The 20,277-nt window shown below is 62.9% G+C and carries 13 protein-coding genes and 1 tRNA gene; 2 read left to right on the plus strand and 12 right to left on the minus strand.

What is annotated here, in order from left to right; genetic code table 11:
- Positions 1 to 142: 142 nt before the first annotated feature.
- The 12 genes from ACSJDX_RS06050 to ACSJDX_RS06105 form a co-directional block, all read right to left on the minus strand.
- Positions 143 to 865 carry a hypothetical protein gene (locus tag ACSJDX_RS06050; RefSeq protein ID WP_438354643.1) on the minus strand — a complete coding sequence of 241 codons (723 nt, stop codon included), beginning with the start codon at positions 863 to 865 and terminating at the stop codon, positions 143 to 145.
- A gap of 256 nt (positions 866 to 1,121) precedes the next feature.
- Positions 1,122 to 2,528: an IS1380 family transposase gene (locus tag ACSJDX_RS06055; protein WP_135950160.1), complete on the minus strand. Its 1,407-nt coding sequence runs from the start codon at positions 2,526 to 2,528 to the stop codon at positions 1,122 to 1,124.
- Positions 2,529 to 2,587: 59 nt separating this feature from the next.
- Complete coding sequence (locus tag ACSJDX_RS06060; protein WP_438354644.1) at positions 2,588 to 4,645, minus strand: DUF1156 domain-containing protein; 2,058 nt, start codon at positions 4,643 to 4,645, stop codon at positions 2,588 to 2,590.
- Between the two features lie 72 nt (positions 4,646 to 4,717).
- Positions 4,718 to 5,014, minus strand: a complete 297-nt coding sequence (locus ACSJDX_RS06065; protein WP_438354645.1) for a hypothetical protein — start codon at positions 5,012 to 5,014, stop codon at positions 4,718 to 4,720.
- Between the two features lie 165 nt (positions 5,015 to 5,179).
- Positions 5,180 to 8,605, minus strand: coding sequence for a helicase-related protein (locus tag ACSJDX_RS06070; protein WP_438354646.1), 3,426 nt, complete (start codon positions 8,603 to 8,605; stop codon positions 5,180 to 5,182).
- Between the two features lie 2 nt (positions 8,606 to 8,607).
- Positions 8,608 to 9,255 (minus strand): DUF1643 domain-containing protein, encoded by a 648-nt coding sequence (locus ACSJDX_RS06075; RefSeq protein WP_438354647.1) that lies wholly within the window; start codon positions 9,253 to 9,255, stop codon positions 8,608 to 8,610.
- Positions 9,191 to 11,470 (minus strand): DUF262 domain-containing protein, encoded by a 2,280-nt coding sequence (locus tag ACSJDX_RS06080; RefSeq protein ID WP_438354648.1) that lies wholly within the window; start codon positions 11,468 to 11,470, stop codon positions 9,191 to 9,193. Before ACSJDX_RS06080 ends, ACSJDX_RS06075 begins: the two co-directional genes overlap by 65 nt.
- A complete protein-coding gene (locus ACSJDX_RS06085) occupies positions 11,463 to 13,187 on the minus strand; it encodes a DUF262 domain-containing protein (protein ID WP_438354649.1) in 1,725 nt (574 codons plus the stop codon). The genes ACSJDX_RS06080 and ACSJDX_RS06085 overlap by 8 nt, the downstream gene beginning before the upstream one ends.
- A gap of 237 nt (positions 13,188 to 13,424) precedes the next feature.
- A tRNA-Arg gene (locus ACSJDX_RS06090) sits at positions 13,425 to 13,499 on the minus strand.
- 59 nt (positions 13,500 to 13,558) lie between these two features.
- Positions 13,559 to 13,945 carry a helix-turn-helix domain-containing protein gene (locus ACSJDX_RS06095; RefSeq protein WP_438354650.1) on the minus strand — a complete coding sequence of 129 codons (387 nt, stop codon included), beginning with the start codon at positions 13,943 to 13,945 and terminating at the stop codon, positions 13,559 to 13,561.
- Positions 13,942 to 15,108, minus strand: a complete 1,167-nt coding sequence (locus ACSJDX_RS06100; protein ID WP_438354651.1) for a tyrosine-type recombinase/integrase — start codon at positions 15,106 to 15,108, stop codon at positions 13,942 to 13,944. Before ACSJDX_RS06100 ends, ACSJDX_RS06095 begins: the two co-directional genes overlap by 4 nt.
- Before the next feature lie 153 nt (positions 15,109 to 15,261).
- Positions 15,262 to 17,748, minus strand: a complete 2,487-nt coding sequence (locus ACSJDX_RS06105; RefSeq protein WP_438354652.1) for an AAA family ATPase — start codon at positions 17,746 to 17,748, stop codon at positions 15,262 to 15,264.
- A 933-nt stretch (positions 17,749 to 18,681) separates the two neighbouring features.
- Here ACSJDX_RS06105 and ACSJDX_RS06110 point away from each other — a divergent pair.
- Both ACSJDX_RS06110 and ACSJDX_RS06115 read left to right on the plus strand, forming a co-directional pair.
- Positions 18,682 to 19,863, plus strand: a complete 1,182-nt coding sequence (locus ACSJDX_RS06110; RefSeq protein ID WP_438354653.1) for a TRAFAC clade GTPase domain-containing protein — start codon at positions 18,682 to 18,684, stop codon at positions 19,861 to 19,863.
- A gap of 149 nt (positions 19,864 to 20,012) precedes the next feature.
- Entirely contained in the window at positions 20,013 to 20,231 is a 219-nt protein-coding gene (locus ACSJDX_RS06115; RefSeq protein ID WP_438354654.1) for a hypothetical protein, read from the plus strand.
- Positions 20,232 to 20,277 lie beyond the last annotated feature (46 nt).

Here is a 20,277-nt window from a genome sequence, read left to right on the forward strand (position 1 = left end):
CACGACGGTCGCCGGAGCCGGTGTCCCGCAATGCCCGCGACCACGTCGTCCTTCCTAACTGCGGTATCCGGGCGGTACAGCGAGCTAAGTGGGGGGGTGAAGCAGTGGCGTCTACTCAACCTCTCGAGCCGGCGCGAGACAGCTATTCGTTGAGCGCATCGAAGTCGAGCGTCGAGGCCGTGACGACAGGGGCGGCTGTCCGCCCGGAGTCGAGCATCTCCGACCACGACGTAGCAATACCGTTGAACGAGATGGCGTCCTTTGGCCAGCCGTTCTTCTCGGCCACCTGGAACAGCAAGTAAGCCAGCTCCTTGACTAGATCCAGATCGACCGCGCCGTCGGATCGGCGGCTCGCATCGTGCAAAAACGCTCCCGCTGCCGGAATGCCCGACACCTCTTGGATGCGGATCGTGTGCTGAAGAGCTTCCCACGCTGACGTGTGCTGGTCAGAGATCACGTCATAGTGCTCGGGCAGGTCAGTAGGTCTATAAAGCCGCACCTTGCCAGCTCGGGCGCTCAGGATGCCTCCCCGCTCCATCGTGGAGACTGCCGTGGCGCGTGCTCGTGCCAAGTTTTCGGCGTCGCCGAACGACCCAGCGTCGTAGCCATTGCTGCGGTACCAGGCGATGGCAAACCGGGTGGTCGCGTCGAAGTCTCCCTCCTGCTCCGTCAGCAGCTCGTCCAACACTTCGTTGATGCGAGCAAGCGCCGAACGCACGGTCATCTCTGAACCGTCTGACTCGATGACTTTCGCATAGCGCGAGAACACCGCCATGCCCGGCCCGATCGCCGATTGTGGGAGATCTACAGGCGCGATTCCTCCCTGCTGCAACTCTCGTAACGCAGGGCCGAGTTCGCGTTTCATCGCGGCGATAAATCCCCGCCTATCGGTAACTGCGGCGTCCGTTGGGCGCGGTCGAAGCGCGAGGACGACGGAGGATGCCAGCGCGTTTGTCCCCGAAGCGATCATCCGGTTGCTTAGCCTCGATCCACCGATGAGCCGTGGGTGTGCCGGGGCGGCATGATCGGGGCGCGGTGACGCGTCGAGGGCAGGGTTGAGTTCCGGGCGTCGCATCCCGGTCGTCCACTTGGTCCTCGGTCGTGCCGCGTTGCGGCGATGGTCAGGTGGTCACCGTTGGCGGTGGCGCGTGCGTGGCTGTGAAGAGCCGGTCGAACGCGGTCTGCCATGGCCAGGCCTCGGGCAGGTGCAGCGTGATTCGGCGCGCGGAGCGCGCCAGCCGTGCGGGGACGTGGATCAGGGTGCGGCGGATCGTCGCGGTCGTTGCTCTCGCGAGCCGTCCCGCTCGGTCGGCGACGAGACCGGCAGCGCGGGTGAGGTTGAATGCGATCACGGCGATGACGAGCCAGGCGCTGTTCGCGGTGAACACCCCGGAGGGCAGGTGCGCGAGCGGCCCCGCTTTGAGGTCGGCGTGGACCTGCTCGATGATCGCGTGACCGCGGTGGGTCTTGTCCGCGGCCACCGTGTCCATCACCTCCTTCGCTGTGGTGGTGAAGAACGCGTGATGCCGGTAGACGTCGAACAGGGTCGGCTGCTCCACCTGTCTCGGGTTCAGATCGGGGATGCGCCGCACCACCAACCGTCCGGCGACCTGTTCCGCCTTCTTCCTCGAGCGGAACGCGGTGAACGGGACCTCGGCGACCTCGGCTTTGGAGATCAGCTGCCCGGTGGTCTCGTCACGGATCGCGTCGGTGTACTCGATCATCTCCCACGCATCATCCGGGATGGTCGCGATCGCGGCCTTCACCGCCGGGTCCATCCTCACGGTCACCGACACGTCGGCGCCCGCCTTGATCGCGGTGCCGACGGTCGCGTGTCCGTAGAACGCGGAGTCCGCCCGCAGCAACGGCCTGGCCCCGGTCGCGGCGCGGGTGCGGCGCAGGGTGGCGAGAGCATCGCCGACGATCCGCGCGGCCCCCTTCGGGGACCCGGTCTTCCCCTGCCGCAACCGCTGGGCCAGGATCACCGGCGCCGACGAGGTGGTCGATGCCGTGGCGAGGAGGGCGTTCAGCCCCCGGACGCCGGAGTACCCGAAACCGGCGCCCTGCTTCTGGTATCCGTGGACCTCGATGATGGTGTCGTCCAGATCCACCATCACCCGCTCGCCATCGCCTGCTCGGAGCAGCGGCGCGTCGACAGCGAGATTCGCGAACACCCGGGAGGCGACGGCGTCGAGCTGGCGGACGTGTCCGAACCGGAACTCCCGCAGGAACGACCCGAGCGTCGACGGCGCATACGTCCGGTCGAACAACCGGCCCATTCCGCCATGGCGGAGCAGGTTCATGTCGTCGATCGAGTCCGCCCCGGCGAGCATGCCCGCGACCAGTGCCATCACCTTCGCACCCGCGTTGGCGCCCTTATCCGTCGGGACGCTCAACCGCTCACGCGCGAGCTCGTCCAACCCCGCGGAACGCGCCAGGCGGAGCATCGGCACCAGCCCCGCGGCCGACACGAGATTCGGATCATCGAACACCGCAGACACTGCGGCGGGGGCGTGCTTGAATTGCATCTACGAGATGCCTCTCCGACCAGACGAACAGAACCCTAAGCAAGCTCTATTCTTCCTGATCAGAGGGGCATTTCTACGTCACGACGCTCGCTCAACGCCCCGTCCATCGGTGGATCGAGGCTTAGCTCTGATCGCACTGGCCACGTCGCTGTTACCGACCACCCAGCGCGAACCATGGAGCCGAGGATCGTCTCCCAGCCGGTCGACGCTTCGCCGCCTGCATCCGTCTCGGATTGCTTGAACGCGTAGTACACCGTGATCGGGTATTCGTCTGTCGCAGTCTCTCGCGCGTGTGCGAACACATGCTCGAAGCCACTCTCGAAGAACTCCTTGGCACCGTCCGTCCCGCCGTGCCGGTATGGATTCGCGACGAGCTCCTCGGACTTTGGCACGAGGATTGTTCCAAGTAGGTCGGGGTGGACGCTCCGAAGCGAGCGTCGCAACCAGACATAAAAGAAGTCGCTGAGATCGGAGTAGCCAATGTTGTCGTAGTAGGGCGGGTCGGTCGAGATTAGGACGCCGGAGTATGACCTGGCCGCCGCGTCTGCGTTGACTGCTTCGGCAGGCTGTCCGGACGGAAGTCGGTCCATCACTCGGTCGACCCATGCGACATCTTCAGCGAAGTCCCCGCCCGAACCTGCGAATGGATTCGCTTCGGCATAGTCCCATGCCATCGGGATTGCCTGACGCGCGAAGAGGCCACGCACCGACTCCATCTTCGGGCTGGAGTCCCAACTACAAAGCGAGGACAGCTTGTTTGCCATACGGCTGATTGGAAACGACAGGTAGGTGACCACTGCGTCCGCATACGCTCCAGCGCCCGTACCGCCTTGTTCCAGCGGCGCACCGTCGGGCGAGTTTGCGGCACGGGCATCTTCGAGTATCCGAGTGCGAGCTTCTGCGATGAGGTCACTGAAGGTCGTCAACGCCACTAACTGGCGACTCGTGAAGAGATCCTGGAACTCGGTGAGCCCGTACCTGTAGACGTTGATTCTCCCCGGCCAGTCAAACAACTCCCCTGGTGGCACGTCGTCGGGACTCGCAACTGCGGCCGCATGCGTTTGGTCGTTCGTCGGCGCAAGGTAAATCCGCGAACGATTTCCTTCGGCTACGACTGCCATAAGTTGAGATCCGAGGCCGACCTGCCGACTGGTCTCGCGAACGTATTCAAGAGCAACCGCGGAGCCGCACGATACGCAGACTGCGCCTGTCCGACGCACTGTTCCGTCGTTGTCCCTCGACGGAGCCGACTTCAGGTCATGCCCGATCTCGAACTCCACACGCCGTCCAACGACTCGCGGGACGACGTAGGCTTCCTTACCCTTCTTCCTCCCCAGCCACCAAGAGCGCACGAGGGGCATCTCGATGCCGCACGCCGGGTTCGGGCAAGTGACAGTTCGCGCCCAAATCCACGCGATGACGGTGGCTTCTCCGCCGCCTGGCAGGTTCGCCTTCGGGTAGATATGCCCGATGCGCTTTTGCGCCTCGCCGCGCATCCATTCGCCGTAACGTCGCACGTCCTCTGCGAGGCCCGTTGCCTTCGGCCAGTCAGTGCGGGTGCTCGCAGCGCCTGGAAACACCGGCTCGCGTCCGGCGAATTTGGGCGGGATCTCGATGAGCGCCTTATTGATGAGCACGGCGACGGGGTTGAGGTCGCTGGCATGGGCTTCCAATCCGAGACGCTGGGCCTCCAACGGGATCGTTCCGCCCCCTGCGAACGGATCAAGGATCGTAGGAGGGTTCCCGTTTGTGGACTTCAGGATCTCGGCACGCACCGCCTCGAACAGCGCGTCGTCGCCGACGTTGTCCCAATTGACCATGCGCGTGATGAGGTCGAAGAGGCGCTCGCGCTCCTGCTTGACGCGATGGTCAGCCCAGCCTTCGGGATCTTCATAGCCCTCTTGCACCGCCTCGGCGATGAACTCATCCTCGCGAACCGAGGGATCATCGACGAGTTGGGCGAACAGCACGGCCCGCGCCGTCGCCAGCGGTCGCCGCGCCCACCACAGATGCAGGGTGCTCGGGTGCCCGTGACGGATCGACTTTTCACGCGCCGACTGTCTGTTGATCTCGTCGAGCGGGATCGAGACCTCAATCAGCTTGCGCTTCGTCGCCACAGCCCCACTCCCCGTTCTCTTCTGCAGCAAGCTGCGATCAACGAGCTTACGGGTGGCTAACGCGCTGACGCGTCAAGGCCACACATAGGTTCCCGCCTCCATCTCCGCCTTGATGCGATCGAGACGCTCACGCTGAGTGACCCATTTGACGGGTTCGTAAGAGATCGCGCCTCTGCCATTGGTCGCCGCGAGAGTCGCTCTGGTGCCATCGAAGTAGATCTTCGTGCGGTAGGCATAGACCTCTACGTCGTGGCCGATCCTCGCGATGTTCCCGTCCGCGTCCCACTTGACTTTGTAGGACGGAGACTTGCGGAGTTGACCGATAACGAGATCAGCATCTGATCCCGAGATCATCTCGAACAGCGCCACGAGGGCCCCCTCAACTCGTTCCCGGGAAGCACGCGACGGGAGTAGCGCGAGCGGATCGCCTTGCGGGGTGCCTGGCTCGTTCTGAGAAGGATAGACAGATCCACGTCCCCAGGAGATGACCCAAGCGCGCGTACGCAGTGATGATCTTCTCCCCATATGGGGAGCTTAGAAGGGTGCCGTCCCCCTCTCCCACCAGTCATCCCATGACAGGTTCTGGGAAACGACGTCGAAGTCGGTCAGCCACGTCGGCTCGACGCCGTCGAACGCGTTGCCGATGTAGCGAACCTGGTCGTGGGCCGCTCCGAGCGCGCTCACCCGAGCGAGCGCGAGCCGATGGTCGGGCGCGGCATTGAGCGCGGTCAGCACCTCAGTGCGCGTGATAGTGAACGTATCGGCGCCCTCGATTCGGGCCTTAACTTCGATGCGGATGCCCGGGCCGCTCGGCACGTACGACAGAACATCGAAGCCGGGGTTGTTCTGCGCCTGCTCATATGGGGTCCGCCCGAGCTGACGCTCGATCGCGAGGACGGCATCGACGCCACGCCGCTCTACCGCGCGCCGCGCGTCGGGATCGGCGCTGGGTGGTCGTGTCGCGGGTGCGGGAGTCGGCACCACCAGCGCGATGGCCATGATGAGCGGCGTGACCGGTGACATCACAAGCTGACGATCGATCAGCGCCAGCCTCGCCTCCCGACGCTGTTCGAGTTCTTCAGCACGACGACGGAGAGTCTCGCCGGAGTACCGCACCTTCTTGCCTGCGGCCGCGTTCGCGTCTGTCTTCAGCGCCTCGGTGAAGAGGCGGTTTACCTCCCTCGTGAGGCGCAGTGATACCCGCTCGCGGATCCTGGTGTACTCCGTCGTTCGTCTCGCAGTTACCTCGGCGGCGAACTGCGGCAACTGCTCCGAGATCACCCAGGAGACGGCATCCTTTTCACGTTCCGCCAGCACAGGGACCGTGAGGTTTGCGTCGACCGTCGCTTCGCTCGGCGGCGCGTAGTCCAAGTACGGAGCAGGCCCGGCATCCCTTGGTGCTCCGTCGGGGCCCACGAACGAGTAGCCGAACTGCTTGCTCACCGTCGAGCCCGTGGAGTCCCGCACCTCGTTGAGGACTCCAACGAGCAGCGTTGGTTCGGTGACTTCCTCAGATACGAGCACGGTGCCGCGGTCCAGGCTGGGTCCGTACTGCTCAATGATGAGCGCCAGCGTCGCGTCGTGGAGGGGGTGGCCAGGTGCGAGAAGCTCAGCTCTGGGCGCGTCCTGAACATCGATGGTCGCGACGTCGAACGTGACGCGCTCGTAGCGTCGAGAGACCGGCGCACGCCCGGCACGCTCGCGGATCGCGGCAGGCACGTGTGTGATCTCGAAGCGACCACGCTCGCGCCGGTCAATCCGCCCCCCAAGCCGTTCAAAAGCTTCGAGGAACGCGTCACGGATGAAATGCGGTTGCAGCCGTTTCGCTTTGGCGTCCTCCATCTGCCGGCGCAGTGCCTCAAGGTCGTTCGGAGCTAGGACTTCGCTGGCGAGCGCGTCCTCTTCGAGCAGCTCTTGGATGCCTGCCGACACCCCCTCGTCGATCACCTGCCACATCTGTGCGCGAACGTCGGGTCGTTCGCCGTAGCGGATGGCTCTCCGCAACTCCTGAGCCAGATTCAAATTGCCGAGGGATGTCCCGAGAACGTTGAAGATCTCGCCGTTGTATGCGGCACGCTGCTCCTCGATCTTGTCGAGCAGGCGAATGAAGACCTCGCCTTCGCGCGTATCCTCCGCGACGAGGTTCCACAGTCGGCAGACCTCCAGCTGACCGATGCGGTGGATGCGGCCGAACCGCTGTTCGATCCTGTTGGGGTTCCATGGCAGGTCGTAATTCACCATCAGATGTGCTGCCTGCAGGTTCAGACCCTCGCCTGCAGCATCCGTCGCCAAGAGGATCTGCACGTCGCGGTTCGTGGTGAACTCCGTGGTGATGCGTCGCCGCTCGTACCTCGGCACTCCGCCGTGAATCGCGACGACCGCCTCATCCCTGCCCAGGAGTTGCACGATGCGCTGCCGAAGATAGTTCAGAGTGTCGCGGTGTTCGGTGAAGATGATCAGCTTGCGGGGCTTGCCATCGTGGTCGGCGAGCACCTCACCGTCGATGACTCCGCGCAGCTCGCGCCACTTCACGTCTTGCTGGGTGGTGAGCACTGCTCGCGCGATCTCGGTGAGCCTGCGGAGGTCCTGGATTTCGGTCTGGAGCTCGGCCGCCGTGCGAGCAGCTGTGGCTGCATCAACGAGCTCCTCCTCGGCCTCCTCGAGCTCGGCGGAATCCAGCTCGTCGATGTCCGGATCGTCTTCAGCAAGGGGCTCTGGAGCGCTCTTTGAGGAAGTATCGACGCCGTTGAGCAGGTCAGTACGAATGCGGTCGAGTCGCTCGGCGCGACGTCGGAGCGACTGGAAGATTGCCTCCGGGCTCGAGGCGAGGCGTCGCTGCAGGACTGTGAGCGCGAAGCCGACGGTGTTCTTTCGCTTGCCATCAAGGCGGTCGGCGAGATTCATTCCATTTCGGACGTACTCGGTGACCTCCTCGTAGAGCTGCTGCTCAGCGGGGGAGAGTCTGTAGGACACGGTTTCCGCGATGCGCTCGGGGAAGAGCGGCTTGCCTTCGAAGGTGACGAGATTCTCTTTCACCATGCGCCGCATCAGACCGTCAGCCGTTCCCGACTGCGCTCTCTTGTCGCCCGGCCCGGCGAAGCGGTCTCGGTCGAGCAGCGACAGGAATGTTTGGAAATCCTCTTCCTTGCCGTTGTGCGGCGTCGCAGTCATGAGGAGCAGATGGCGCGCGCGGCCACTTAGCGTCTCGCCGAGCTGAAACCGCTTCGACGTGCTGAGCTCACCGCCGAACCATGTCGCGCTCATTCGGTGCGCTTCGTCGACTACGACGAGATCGAATTCGGACTGCTCGAGCTGATCCAGGAGAACCTCATTCCGCGCTAGCTGGTCCATCCGTGCTATCAGGAGCGGTTTCTGATCGAAGATCGTGCGCCCTGGAATCGTGTCTTCCGCGCCGGGCGCCAGAATCTCAAACTCGAGGCCAAACTTCAGCGCAAGCTCGTCCTGCCACTGCTCGACTAGCCCGCCGGGGGCAACCACTAGACATGAGCGAACGTCTTCGCGGAGGATCAGCTCCTTTATGTAGAGGCCGGCCATGATCGTCTTGCCCGCGCCCGGGTCGTCCGCGAGCAAGAAGCGTAGCGGTGTCCGCGGAATCAGCTCTCCGTACACGGCACGAATCTGGTGAGGGAGCGGCTGCACGTCGCTGGTTGCAACGGCGAGCATCGGATCATGGAGCCCAGCGAGCATGATTCGCTGCGCCTCGGCCGCGAGGCGGAAGTTTCGCGGGTCGGCATCGAACGGGCGACCGGCGTCAAGATGCCGCTCAACGCGGTCTTCGTCCGAGCGATAGAGCACGACCTGGCCGAGGGTGCCGTTGTCATCGCGATAGGTGACCTCTACCGCATTCGCACCGTGCATCCATGCGGCTAGCACCTCGACGGCGCGCCCGGGAACGATCCCGGCAAGCCGTTGTGGTGCTGCGATTTCCTCGAGACGCACGTTCACTTCCCTCCACTGCTGAGCATGATCGTATCGATCGGGTGCGACGAAGACGGGGACTCAGCCTGGCGGTCAGACCGGACGAGGAGCTCACCGGCGCGGCTCTCGACCGAGGAGCCTGGGTGCTCGCGGCTAACTAGGCGATGCCATCGTGACGGGTGCGATGGCCTACCGCCGAAGGACCACACCCGAAGGTTTCGACACTCTAGCTCTTCAGTGAGCCAGTGGGTCTGCGCGCGATACTCGTGCCTGATCGGTCCGGTGGGAAGTTGGACTCCGTAGGCGAGGAGCACGTCAGACGCGGAGCCCATTTCCAACTCGCGAAGTATGAGCTCCCGCCCTCGAGCGAAGGTAGCCGACGCCGACTGCAAGCTAAGGGCGTTCGAGTCGGTGAGTGCCGCTGGATACACGTTGACGATGGAGAATGAATCGCACCCGAGCGCGCGCTGCGCGATCTCGACTCGACGAGTTGTCCTTAATCCTGTCCCGACCGGAAGGCTGTGAAGGATCGCGAGAAGGTGAGAGGCCATGGCAGGCCAGTGTCTCACTGCACCGCTTCCCGCAATCGGATGCCTGTCGGCCGCGTCACAGACCTTCGGCTGCGAGAGCGGCCATGAGGTTTGCCCCGACTTGGATGCGGTCGACCGCATCCAGAATGTGCCGTTCGGCGGCACGCTGCGGAACCGGCATCAAGCCATCGCGCGCTCCCAGCGTGGAAGCGACCCTTGCGAGAGCCTCCTGATGCTCGCGGCCCGTCGGAGGCGCGATCTCGTACCCGTTCGCCCGGCACCTGAGTCGCGTACCGGATCGACGAAAGGTCAGCCATCGCTCGCCCCATTCGTAGCCGGTGAACCACGGGTCGTCGGCGAGATCGCCGATCCGACTTTCTCGCCAAGCTGCAAGTAGGTATGGGTCGCGGTAGTAGCTGTTGAGTTGAGACTTGTTGAGCATGCAGAGCGAGTATCCGAGCTCGCCATCGCGTCCAAAATAGATACCCGACTTGCCCTCACGCATGGAGTCGTATTTGGTGAGGTAGTAGCGCCAATCGAACTCTCCGGCCATTTCGGCTTCTCGCAAGCTGCGACTCCGAAGCGCAGTCAGTCCCGCTTCGACAGGTTCACCGGGCGCCACTTGATCGAGCACCGCTCCTAGCGCCTCGCGAGTTTGCGAGAGTGCATCACGGCTTCCGATGGCGAGTACGGCGCGCCAAGAGGCGAGGTTGCCGTCTTGTCCGACGCCGAACTGGAACGATCTGCGCTCCCTGTCGCGTGGGCGAGCGTATGGAGCCGCCGCGAGTAGCGCGGCGGTCAACAGGGTCCAGTTGGCGGCGTCGCCGAAGGCTCGGACGAATGCTTCCGCGCGTCTCGGCAGGGAATCCGGATCGAGCTCGAAGGCGACCAGTGATCCCCGAAGGATGACTGTGTCCTCCAGCGCGAACAGCGCGGACTCCATTTCGGGATAGATCGCGCGGATGCGGGCCTTCAGGAGCTCATCGTCGAACTGAGCGCGATTGAACGCGGTGGCCTCGTCGGTCAAGCCATCAACCGCGATCCGCTCAACTTCGGCAAGCATGGCGGGCATTCTGTCGAGACGGATTTCGTTCTCGGACGCGTCTATCAGGTTGCGAATTACGCGCAGGCGTTCCCGCAATTCGGTGTCGGCCTCAGTCGACACCGAGCGGCGATACGCGAGGACTGCGCCAAGGAGCAGTTGCTGCCCGAATGAGAACACGCGCGTTGAGCCCCGCGTCTCCCCGTAGGTGAATACGCAGTTCTCAAAGAGGTCGGTGCGGCCTTCGGTAGCGGCGAACAATGGCATCGGTCCGGCGGAGGTGCGGACTGCGCGGCCGCTTGTGAACAGTTGACTAAAGTACGCCGACGGATCGACTCCTGTCCACGTGTCGAATGCATCGATGACGTAAGCAAGGTGATCGCGAGCCCTCGGGTTGCGCTCGTCGAAGAGCTTTTCGGCGCGCGGCTCAATCGGTCCCTGCTTGATATGACCGTCTCTCCACTCACAGATCTCGATGAGAAATCTGAGGTAACGCAAAAGCTCATCATCGATGATGTCGTCGTCGCCACGATAGGGCCAGAAGGTGTCTGCCCACGCGCCGTCGATCCGATGCGCGAAGGTCTTGCGAGGGTCGATTGGTGCAATGTCGGCTTCGAGCCGGGCCTTGAAGTTCTCGAACGGCGTCAGGGGCTTACCGCGCGAATTCATCTTGATGTAGAGATCTTCAGGGGCTCCCATCTCGTTGATGGGCAGCAGATGGAAGGAAACCGCAGGACGATGTGCGTCTGCGATTCGACGCCAGAGTTGAGCCACGTCCTCGTCGCCGAACCGCTGATGGATGGTCTCGATCATCGTGAGCATCGACTGAATCGTCGGATCGTGACGCCACACGTACTGATACCACGACTGGTCGCGGATCCAGTCCGTGGGAGCGTCGCAGTCGACTGGTGGAGGAAACCCGACCAGTCGCGCGCAGAACAGCCGCGCACTTGCACGCGTGGCGTAGGTGAACTCGGTCCACGCTTGCGACGCGAGATCTACTCCCGCCCGATGCGCGATGTACCAATGGAGGAGAAAAAGTGTTGTCAGGCGTTGCTGGCCATCGAGCGGTCGCAGAGTGCCGCTGTCCGACTCAACGTCCCCATAGACGAAATCAAGACCGATCTCTTGCGGTTCGTCTGCACTCAGCGCTGAATGGAGAACCTCCAGGAAGGCCGAGCGAATCTGCGAGGTCGCAGGGTCCGTTCGTCCCTGCGCGTAATCACGTTGGATGAGCGGGATCTCCACACGCTTAATCGCCCCGTCGCCGCCGCCGATCAGCTGCGCGAAGGTCGTAACGCGGCTCTCATTCATCTTCGCCTCCTGCCTCGAGGGTCAAGTCTGGGAGTAGGTAGGGACGCAGGGCATCCAGAATGGCCTCGAGGTATGCCTGCCTATCCGCCATCCCCCAAAAGTGGAGCTGCTGATCGGCGTTCGGTGTGTAGTACTTCAGGAACACGTTCCTCGTGCACGCCGGTATGTAGTTGCCCCGCTTGTCACGGCGAAGAATCTCCTGGCGCTTGACCTCAAAGACCGCGTTGCTCAGCGCACTATTCGAGCCAGAATCGAGGAGGGCGAGATTCGTGATCGAGTGGATGTCCACATCTGAGCTCTCGCCGAGCGCGGCTACGACCTTCGCCTCGATCCCACGGAATGTGCTCTCCACTAACTTCGGCGAGTTGAGGGCGCCGTCGATATCAGCTTCTAGGCTCTGCCGGGTAGCGGCGGATATTGAGGGAACCGCCGAGATGGCGCCGCGATGAAGGCGGAGCCATTCGAGCCATTGGTCCTGCCGTGTGAGCAGCTCAGCGCTCTGGGCATGGATGTGTTCCAGCGACCATCGCTCCTCAGCGTGAGCATGAAACGAGTAGCGCTCCGACGATGAACGTTGCCGGCGCACAGTCTCGACGTTCATCAGCACGAGTGCACGTTCGGATCGAATCGCGCTTCGTCCCTCGTAGTTGAGTTCTCGGACGCCTTCCTCAGAGAGTGCGAGATGCGCGCTGATCCGATCGATGAGAGCCGCGTCAAACTCGCTCTTGGTCTTCCCCGTCGACAGAGCAACGATCTGGGCAAGGTCGTCACCAGCAGTTACGAGGAAGCCGACTCGGTGGAAGACATCGCGGTCCTCGTACCAGCCCGTGATGAGCGAATGGAGATCCAGCACGCGCTCCCACACCTGGAGCGGAGCTGAGTCAATGTCGGGTCGCAGTGTCTCGAACGTGTGGAACAGCGGGCGGTCACGCCCGGTCGGACCGCCGACGATAACGTCGAGCAAGAGGCTGATATGAGTCGAGTCCGCGCGCTTTCCCGCAGTTATGAAAGCCCACAACTCGGCGTTGCGGAGATCACGCTCGATCGAGTCCCACTGTGCCGCAACCTCGAATGACCGCCCGCGCGATGGGGCAGCGGACTCGACCTTGGACAACAAGAGAGCCTTCACGAGTTCGGCGTCCGTGAGGGGGATGCGGCCGACATTCAGCCTCCGAAAGACGGTCGCCGAATCTGTCTCTGCCGGAGCTTCGTACCAAATGATCCGTACCCGCTCGAAGAAGTAGCCGTAGAGCTTATTGGCGACGAACTGGCGGCGCACCCCATGCGCCTCAAACCACGTTGAGATCGTTCGATAGGCGCCGGCCAGGTGAAACGCATCGATGTTTGAACCTGGTTCGATAGCCGCGGGATCGGCGAGATACTCGAGCATGTCCGGGCGCGTCTCGTAATCGAGCGAGAACGGCGGAGGAGTGCTTTGAAGCGACTCGTTTCGCATGTAGGCGAGGACCAAGAACAGCGTCGTCAGTCTCTGCTGGCCGTCGATCAGCTCCCAGCGATCGTCGTCTCGCATCTCTTTTACGACGACTGGCTGAAGGTAATACGACGGCTGGTCGCTGTTCCACACGTCATCTAGGAGTCGTTCGACTTCTTCGCGACCCCACCGGTAGCCGCGCTGATAAGCCGGAACCCAGAAGCGCTCCGCTATGTCGCCGACGTAGCGCTCACGCAGCGCAGAGTCTGCAGGTTCCTGTGGCAACCCAACCCCCATCAAAAGTCGGCGGCGCTTACTGTTTGCCGTCCGCTACGACCATATTGGGAAGTGGGGACGACGCGCCAAAGAGGTAGGTTGACGTCGCGGAAAGATCCGCTGACCGCCGGCATCCGCACTTGGGCTGACAAGGGGTGGATCGACCGGGAACCCTAGCTCTTCGCCTGAGCCGATTCATGGTCTCGTACGTAGCGATCGAGTTGGTGTACACGCACCCTGGACGCTTGGTGCCCCTGAAGGGACTCGAACCCCCAACCCTCTCCTTAGGACGGAGCTGCTCTTCCATTGAGCTACAGAGGCCAGACGAGTTGAATTCTACAATGGCCGCCGGTGGCGCTTCCTAGCCCTTGCCGCGCTCGTCACGCTCCGCCTTTGACGAAGGAGGCCAATGCGTCGCGGGAGATGTACTTCCGAGATCCCACCCATGTGAACTCAATCTCGTCGCGACGCGTCATCTGATAGATCGTCGAATAGGACACTCCCAGTGCCTCGGCTGCGGCGCGAAGCCCCAAGAGTGCGGGACCGGACTCTGCGAACGTGTTGGGGCGTGGCAGGATCGCTGTCGCCTCGACGACGACGACTTCCGAAGCTTTGGTTTCCCACCTGCCGACGTACGCGAACGGACGTCGCATCTCTTCGCGCACTTGCTCGAGCGCAGCGTCCTCACTTTCCGCTCGCACCCAGCATTCCGCGACTTCCACTTTCGTCACGACGACCTTGTACCGTCCGTGCTCGACCTTCGTCACTGCTCAGCTTCCTTCTTACGGGACCGCTGTCGAGCGGACCTGGCGGCGACTGAGATGAGCCTGGCCTGTTCAGGCGTGTAGGTCATCGCGTCGTTGAGATGGCCGGCGACCTCGTCGAGGTCGTCCTCGAAGAGGTCGGCGTAGGTATCAAGAGTCATGGCAGCGGACGCGTGTCCGAGCATCCGCTGGACAGCCTTGACGTTCGCGCCGGAGCTGATCGCTAGCGATGCTGCGGTGTGCCGGAGGTCGTGAGGGGTGAGCCGAGGAATGGAGGCATCCACCGCCTGAGCGCGACGGACGGCAACTGCGAACCAGCTGCGCTCGTCGGATTCTCTCTTCATGTAAGTGACGCCGTTACCGAACAACAGGCCATCTGGAGGTTTGCCAGCACACGCGGCGTCAATCAAGGGCGCGAGGCGTTCCGGGTACGGGACGGATCGACGTTCATGCGTCTTCGGCGAACCTACTTGGATCTCCCAACCCACCAGTACTGCGTTCTCTTCCACGCTGAGTCGTCGCCTGTCCCGATTCACGCTTCGAACCCGGAGGGCCACCGCTTCACCCCATCGGAGCCCGGTGTACGCGAGCAGAAGGACCAGATCGGTATGCGCGGCGGATGCTGCCAGAGTGGCCACCTGCCCGTGGGTGAGATACACGCGCCTCTTCGCGGGCCCTCTTCGCGGCAGGTTGCGGACGCCTCGTGCGGGGTTGCTGCTCAAGCGGTGATCGTCGACCGCAATGTCGAGGATGCCAGCGAGTACGCCCAGCGAACGAATGACAACGCTGCGCGAGCGGCGAGATCCAAGGTCGGCCACCCAAGCCTGCACCTCCGACCGCTGAATCGAGGACAGGTCGCGATGGGCCCACACCGGGGCGACGTGTGCTGCCCAGGAATGCTCCAATGCCGCATACGAAGACGGCTTCATCATTGGGGGGCGCTTGGAGCGGAACCAGCCGTCTGCGAAATGTCCGAGCGCGATCCGCGACCTTGCCGGGTCGACGAAGTTGCCCATCGCCTTTGAGACCGTTACCGACGACAGATACAGCTCCGCGTCACGCTTCGTGCGAAACCCACGCTTTTCCGCCTCGGTGTGGTCCGGGCGGCGGTACCGCACCCGATACCGCCGCCCATGCACCGTTTCGTACGGAGCGATCGATCCCATGACTCACCTCGTAGCGCCTGCGGCTAAGTCGGAAACTAGCGCCCAGTGTCCGACTCGGCCGCCACTACGTCAACTGCCTACGCCGCTCAGGGATTCGGCGCGATTCCAGTGTCAGCGTGACGCGAGAGTCATCTACGCGACTAATCTCGACGATCAGTCACGCGCGTTGAGGTAGGCGGCTCTGGCATCGCTCAGCTCTGCCCAATGCTCTTCAAGCCCGGCCAGGGTAGGACTGACGTTTAGCGTGGGGAGCGGCTGGGAATGCCCATCGATGTACCGGCACGCCTCTTCGAATACGCGATTCACGGTCTCGATTGCATCCGGCAGAGCGGAGACCTTGATGTTGGGAAGGGCAGTCATGCGGACGTTGGGTTGGTAACGCTGAGTCACTCCCTGGAGTAGCTCGGTTTCGGTGAATACCTCGCACCAGGACCGGATCCAGTCGTAGCCAGTACGTACGAGGGCGGCACGTGCATCGCCTTGCTGGGACTTGGCGTCCTGAATGGTTTCGTTGATGTTCTTCTTGAGATTGCTGATGCTGTCCCAGCGGGGTCCGGTAGCGCGGGTGACCTGCCCATTGCCGTCCTCGTCGGTGATGTGGAAGTACGAGCAACGTTTAGACGCTGCCATCAGGTTTAGGAGCGTGGTGGCGAAGAAGATGTCGTGGGTGAACACGATCACTTGGGTCGAGTCTGCGAGGGCCGCGACACGCTGTGCGACCTCGTTGATGCGGCGATGATCGAGACTGGAAACTGGGTCGTCGAAGATCACCGGTGCGGTGATGCCCGCGAGGCGTGCTTCGGCGAGGAAGTCCGCCATCGCGAGAACCTTCTGCTCTCCTTCGGAGAGAACCTTTGATGGCTTGTGCTTGCCCGTGAGAACCTTTCGGCGATGCGCTCGTCCCTGGCGGCCGACGAATTCGACCTGGAGGTCAGGTGCGCGAAGCGCCATGCGTTCTTGGGCGAACAGCGCGTCGAAGCTTTCGTTGATCATCTGGTCGCTCGCGGTTTTGGCGAGGCCCGTGACCGCGCGCAGCAGCCCGGGCATGGGCTTGGCGAGCAGCGCAAGGCGGTCGGCTTGTTTCGCGTCGCGCACATGTTGTTCGATGATCGCCCACGACCGGGCGAGTTCGGCGGCGGCTTCGAGATCGACCAGTTCCTTCTTCTTCTCAGCGAGCGTTTCTACGCGCCGCTCGGATTGTCCGCGCAGTTCGATCAGCGCGGCACGGGTGCTACCGAGCGCTTCGGTGAGGCCATCTGCGTCCGCGGCCGCGTGGGCCACCGTGTCGGCGGGGACGAGGGTGTTGTTGCGGAGGTGGGTATGCAGTGTTGTGGCGGTGCTGAGAGTGCGTTCCAACGGTGGGAGGAATTCTGGCGGCGGGTTGCTCGCGGCATGGTCGCGGGCGTAGGCGTCTACGTCGCTGGTTCGGATGCTGAGGATGGGTGAAGTCAGGTCGCTGAGCCGTCCCTTGGCAGCTTCGATGTCGCCGGCGATTTTATCCTCGAGAAACTCGGAGTACTTTTCGATGAGCGCCCGGGCTGGGTCGCTGAGTGGTTGACGGCAGTAGAGGCACCGGTCTGCGTCGTGCACGTCGTGCGCGCTCAGGTGCGCTTCGTACTCCTCACCGGCCTGGATGAACCGGGTCCAGGTGTCGTCGGGCGCGGCGGGCAGGTCCGCGGCCTCGAACAACGCCGCGCGGAAAGCTCGATAGTCCTCCTGCAGGTTCGCCAGGGCAGTGAGCAGAGTGCTGTACGCGCCAGTGTCGAACCGCCCAAGAGTCTGTGCGGCCGTCGTCGCCTCGGCGAGAACACGCTCGGCGCGTTGTTGCAGAGTGATCTCCGCGCTGATCGTGTCGGCCTCCAGCGCGGCCACGGTGCGGCGCAATGTCGCGATGCGGGTATCGGCGTCGGGGTCGTGGTCTGCCATCGCCCTGAGCTGTTCCAGGTCTGTCGCGGCGCCGAGCGTTTCGATCAGCGGGTAGACCGAGGCCGCACGCGGGAATCGGCCTAGCAGTCCTGTGGAACCCGAACGCAGTTCGTTGATTGCGGCATCGATGCGCGCCTGGACGGCCTTGATTCCGGCAATGACGTGGTTGAACAGGGCCAACGCTGCGGGGACGTATACGTACTCGAGGTCGTCGTCGACGTGGAAGCTCACCGATGGGCTGTCGAAGATGGAGATCCGCGTGAACGGGGCAACACCCTGCTGCCCTGTCCAGAAATACGTCTTCGTTTCCGATCCGAGTCGGTAGCCGATCGACGCGGACGGCGATTGTGGCGATGTGGATTCGATATCACCGAGGATGACGTCCGCGGTGCGGCTGGCTGCGAGCGATTTGAAGATGCGCGAGTAACCGGTCTTGCCAGTGCCATTCTCTCCGAAGAGGATGGTGAGACCCTCGTGCGGTTCGATTACCCCGCCGCCGATCAGAGCGTTCACCCCCACGACCTCGGAGAGCGATGTCAGGGTCAGCGACTCTAGGGCTTCGTCCTCGCCGTCGATCATCGCGAGCGGCTCTTCAGTCGGCAGATCCCGCGCGTCCAGGGCCTTCTCTTGGCGGAACAGCGCGAACGCATGCTCTTCTTCGTCCCGGTCCAGAGGGCCACTGCCCGCGAGCACCGTCCGGACGACGAACCGCACCCATTCGTCTGATCCGTTGGCCCATGCACCTAGGAGCTGGCGGGGGTCGACGCGCGTGTCCGAGTGGACCGAATCCGTCATTGGCAGACCTCCCCAAAAGCCGCAGTGCTCGCCCCTGACGCACTGGCCGTCGCCCGACTCTATCGTCAGTGCGAAGGGCGCCCGGAAATATCTGAACGACGTGTCACTGGGACTTCGGAGGCGATTGTATGCACGCTGTCGGCGGCACATTCGGCACGACCGGGCTGTCCCCTTTCGGTCTGGGCTGTCAAGACTCCAGCCCAGCCGGGAAGATCTGATTCATCCACTTGCTGGCGACGGTGCGGCAAGCTGATCCCATGAGTGAACGAAACGCGTGGCCGCGGAACCGCTCGACGCTTCCCGGCGGAGGTCTCTCCACGCTTCCCGGCGGGGGTATGTCCACGCTGCCGGGTGACGGAGCGTCTACTCTCCCTGGCGGCGGCTTGTCGACACTGCCCGGTGGTGGACTGTCGACTTTGCCAGGTGGGGGCCTGTCCACTCTTCCTGGCGGCGGCTTGTCCACACTGCCGGGCGATGGACTCTCAACGCTCCCCGGCGGCGGGTTGTCCACCCTGCCCGGTGGAGGGCTGTCGTCGCTTCCAGGAGGGGGCTTATACGCCGGAGCGGATCCCGAACCCTACCGTTCGAACCAACCGCCCATGACGCACCTCATCCCTCACCTCCGGCAGAAGGGCTTGCATGAGGTCGCTGACCTCCTCGCGCGCGCACACGAGTTGAATCTTTAGCGGCCGCGAGCCGTCGTGTTCCTCCGTTGGGCACCGCGCTCGAAGTGATCAATCTGTGCGCGAGGGTGTTCATGCTCGCGCAAGAGGGCGCCGACGCATGTCCGTCCGTTGCACGATACTGAGGTCATGGCTGAACGGACCCTTACGGAAGACGGCGGAATCTAGCGTGGCATCAAAGGTAAAGGTTCAAGAGATCGCGGTCTTCGGCGAGAGTGGAAGTGGCAAGACCGTGCTCCTCTCGTCATTCTATGGAGCGACTCAAGAACCGTCCTTCGATGGCGAGAATTCGTACCGGGTGATAGCGGATGACATGGCGCAGAGCGCCAGTCTCAAGCAGATCTACTTGCGGATGCGCAACGAGGCGCAGACTCCCTCGCTCACCCGTCTCAGCGCGAAACCCTACGCGTTTACTCTCAGGCCGAAGGAAAGCACGGATCCTAAAGCCGCCCAGGTCGCCGCGAAAGGCAAGGGGTTTAAGGCCTTGAGGTTGATTTGGCACGACTACCCCGGGGAGTGGTTCACCGAGGATCCCGACACGGCTGAAGTTGCCACGCGGAGAATCGAGACCTTCCGAAATCTCCTCAGCTCAAACGTGGCCATCGTTCTTGTCGACGGGCAGAAGCTCCTCGACTATCGCGGCGAGGAAGAGAAGTACCTCAAGTCACTGTTCTGGGGCCTTCGCGAGGGTCTCGAGAAGCTCAAGGACGATATTCTCGCCGACGGCGAGAAGCTGTCCCAGTTCCCCCGTATCTGGATCGTCGCTCTGTCTAAGGCTGACCTGCACCCGGGCATCGACGTCAACGGTTTTCAGGATCTGATCATCCAGAAGGCGGCTAGCGATCTTGTGGCGCTACACGACACTGTGAAGGGTTTTGTCCAGCAACCGCAGGCGCTGTCCCTTGGCGAGGACTTCCTGCTGCTCTCTTCCGCAAGATTCGAGCCCGGCAAGATCGAGGTCACGAAGCGGGTCGGCCTCGATCTCATCCTCCCGATTGCAACCATTCTTCCCTTCGAACGCGCAGCGCAGTGGGCTGACAAGCTCAACCTGCCACTCAAAATGCTGGGTGGACTGCTAAGCCATACCGACGAGTTCAAGCAATTCTTTGCCACTGCCGGTGCGCCATTCATCGCAAAGCTAGTCGCGCAGATACCAAAGGTTGGTCCCGCAATCGCTCCCTATACGGTCCCCGCACTCATATTTGCTGCGAATGCTGCCACTGCGAAGGTTGAGCAGCTCCACGCCAAGGCACTTGCAGATCATGACTATGTCACTGCGACGCTCACGCAATTCCGTCTTGACCTTGACCGCGGTGTGACCGATCGGGTCGTGACCAAGAACCCGTGGTAGGCCTAATCTGGGCGACGCGAGGCCTCGACTGGGGGTTTCGGTTTCTGCTCGACGGAGGGATCTCAACTCCCCTCGCCACGTACGAGAGCGCCTTCGCCGGTGCGGAGAATGAAGTCGCCCTATGCCGTCCCAGCGGCAGAAGTGTCGCATTGCGCTTCCCCGATCCGCTGGAACGAAGGGACGCGGCAGGGCGAATCATCCCGCACGACTTCGTCGTGATGGGTTCGACCGTCTCGTTCATTGGATCGGTTGAGGACGGACTACGCGAGATCTGGCCCGCCGTCGCCGATGTCTACGGCCAAGTGTGGGACAGCTCGACGCCTCCTTCGATGGCGAAGATCCGCTCGCAGATCGAGTGGACCGCCTAGTCCAATCACTTCCAACCCTCGACGACCTTCGAGCGAGTTCGCGGAC

It is taken from the genome of Microbacterium fluminis, from assembly GCF_051549805.1.
Lineage (GTDB): Bacteria > Actinomycetota > Actinomycetes > Actinomycetales > Microbacteriaceae > Microbacterium.

What these genes read in the sequence shown, in the direction of transcription:
- ACSJDX_RS06050 (WP_438354643.1), bottom strand. Translation starts at nt 865, where the DNA reads ATGAAACGCGAACTCGGCCCTGCGTTACGAGAGTTGCAGCAGGGAGGA.
- ACSJDX_RS06055 (WP_135950160.1), bottom strand. Translation starts at nt 2,528, where the DNA reads ATGCAATTCAAGCACGCCCCCGCCGCAGTGTCTGCGGTGTTCGATGAT.
- ACSJDX_RS06075 (WP_438354647.1), bottom strand. Translation starts at nt 9,255, where the DNA reads ATGCGGTCGACCGCATCCAAGTCGGGGCAAACCTCATGGCCGCTCTCG.
- ACSJDX_RS06080 (WP_438354648.1), bottom strand. Translation starts at nt 11,470, where the DNA reads ATGAATGAGAGCCGCGTTACGACCTTCGCGCAGCTGATCGGCGGCGGC.
- ACSJDX_RS06100 (WP_438354651.1), bottom strand. Translation starts at nt 15,108, where the DNA reads ATGGGATCGATCGCTCCGTACGAAACGGTGCATGGGCGGCGGTATCGG.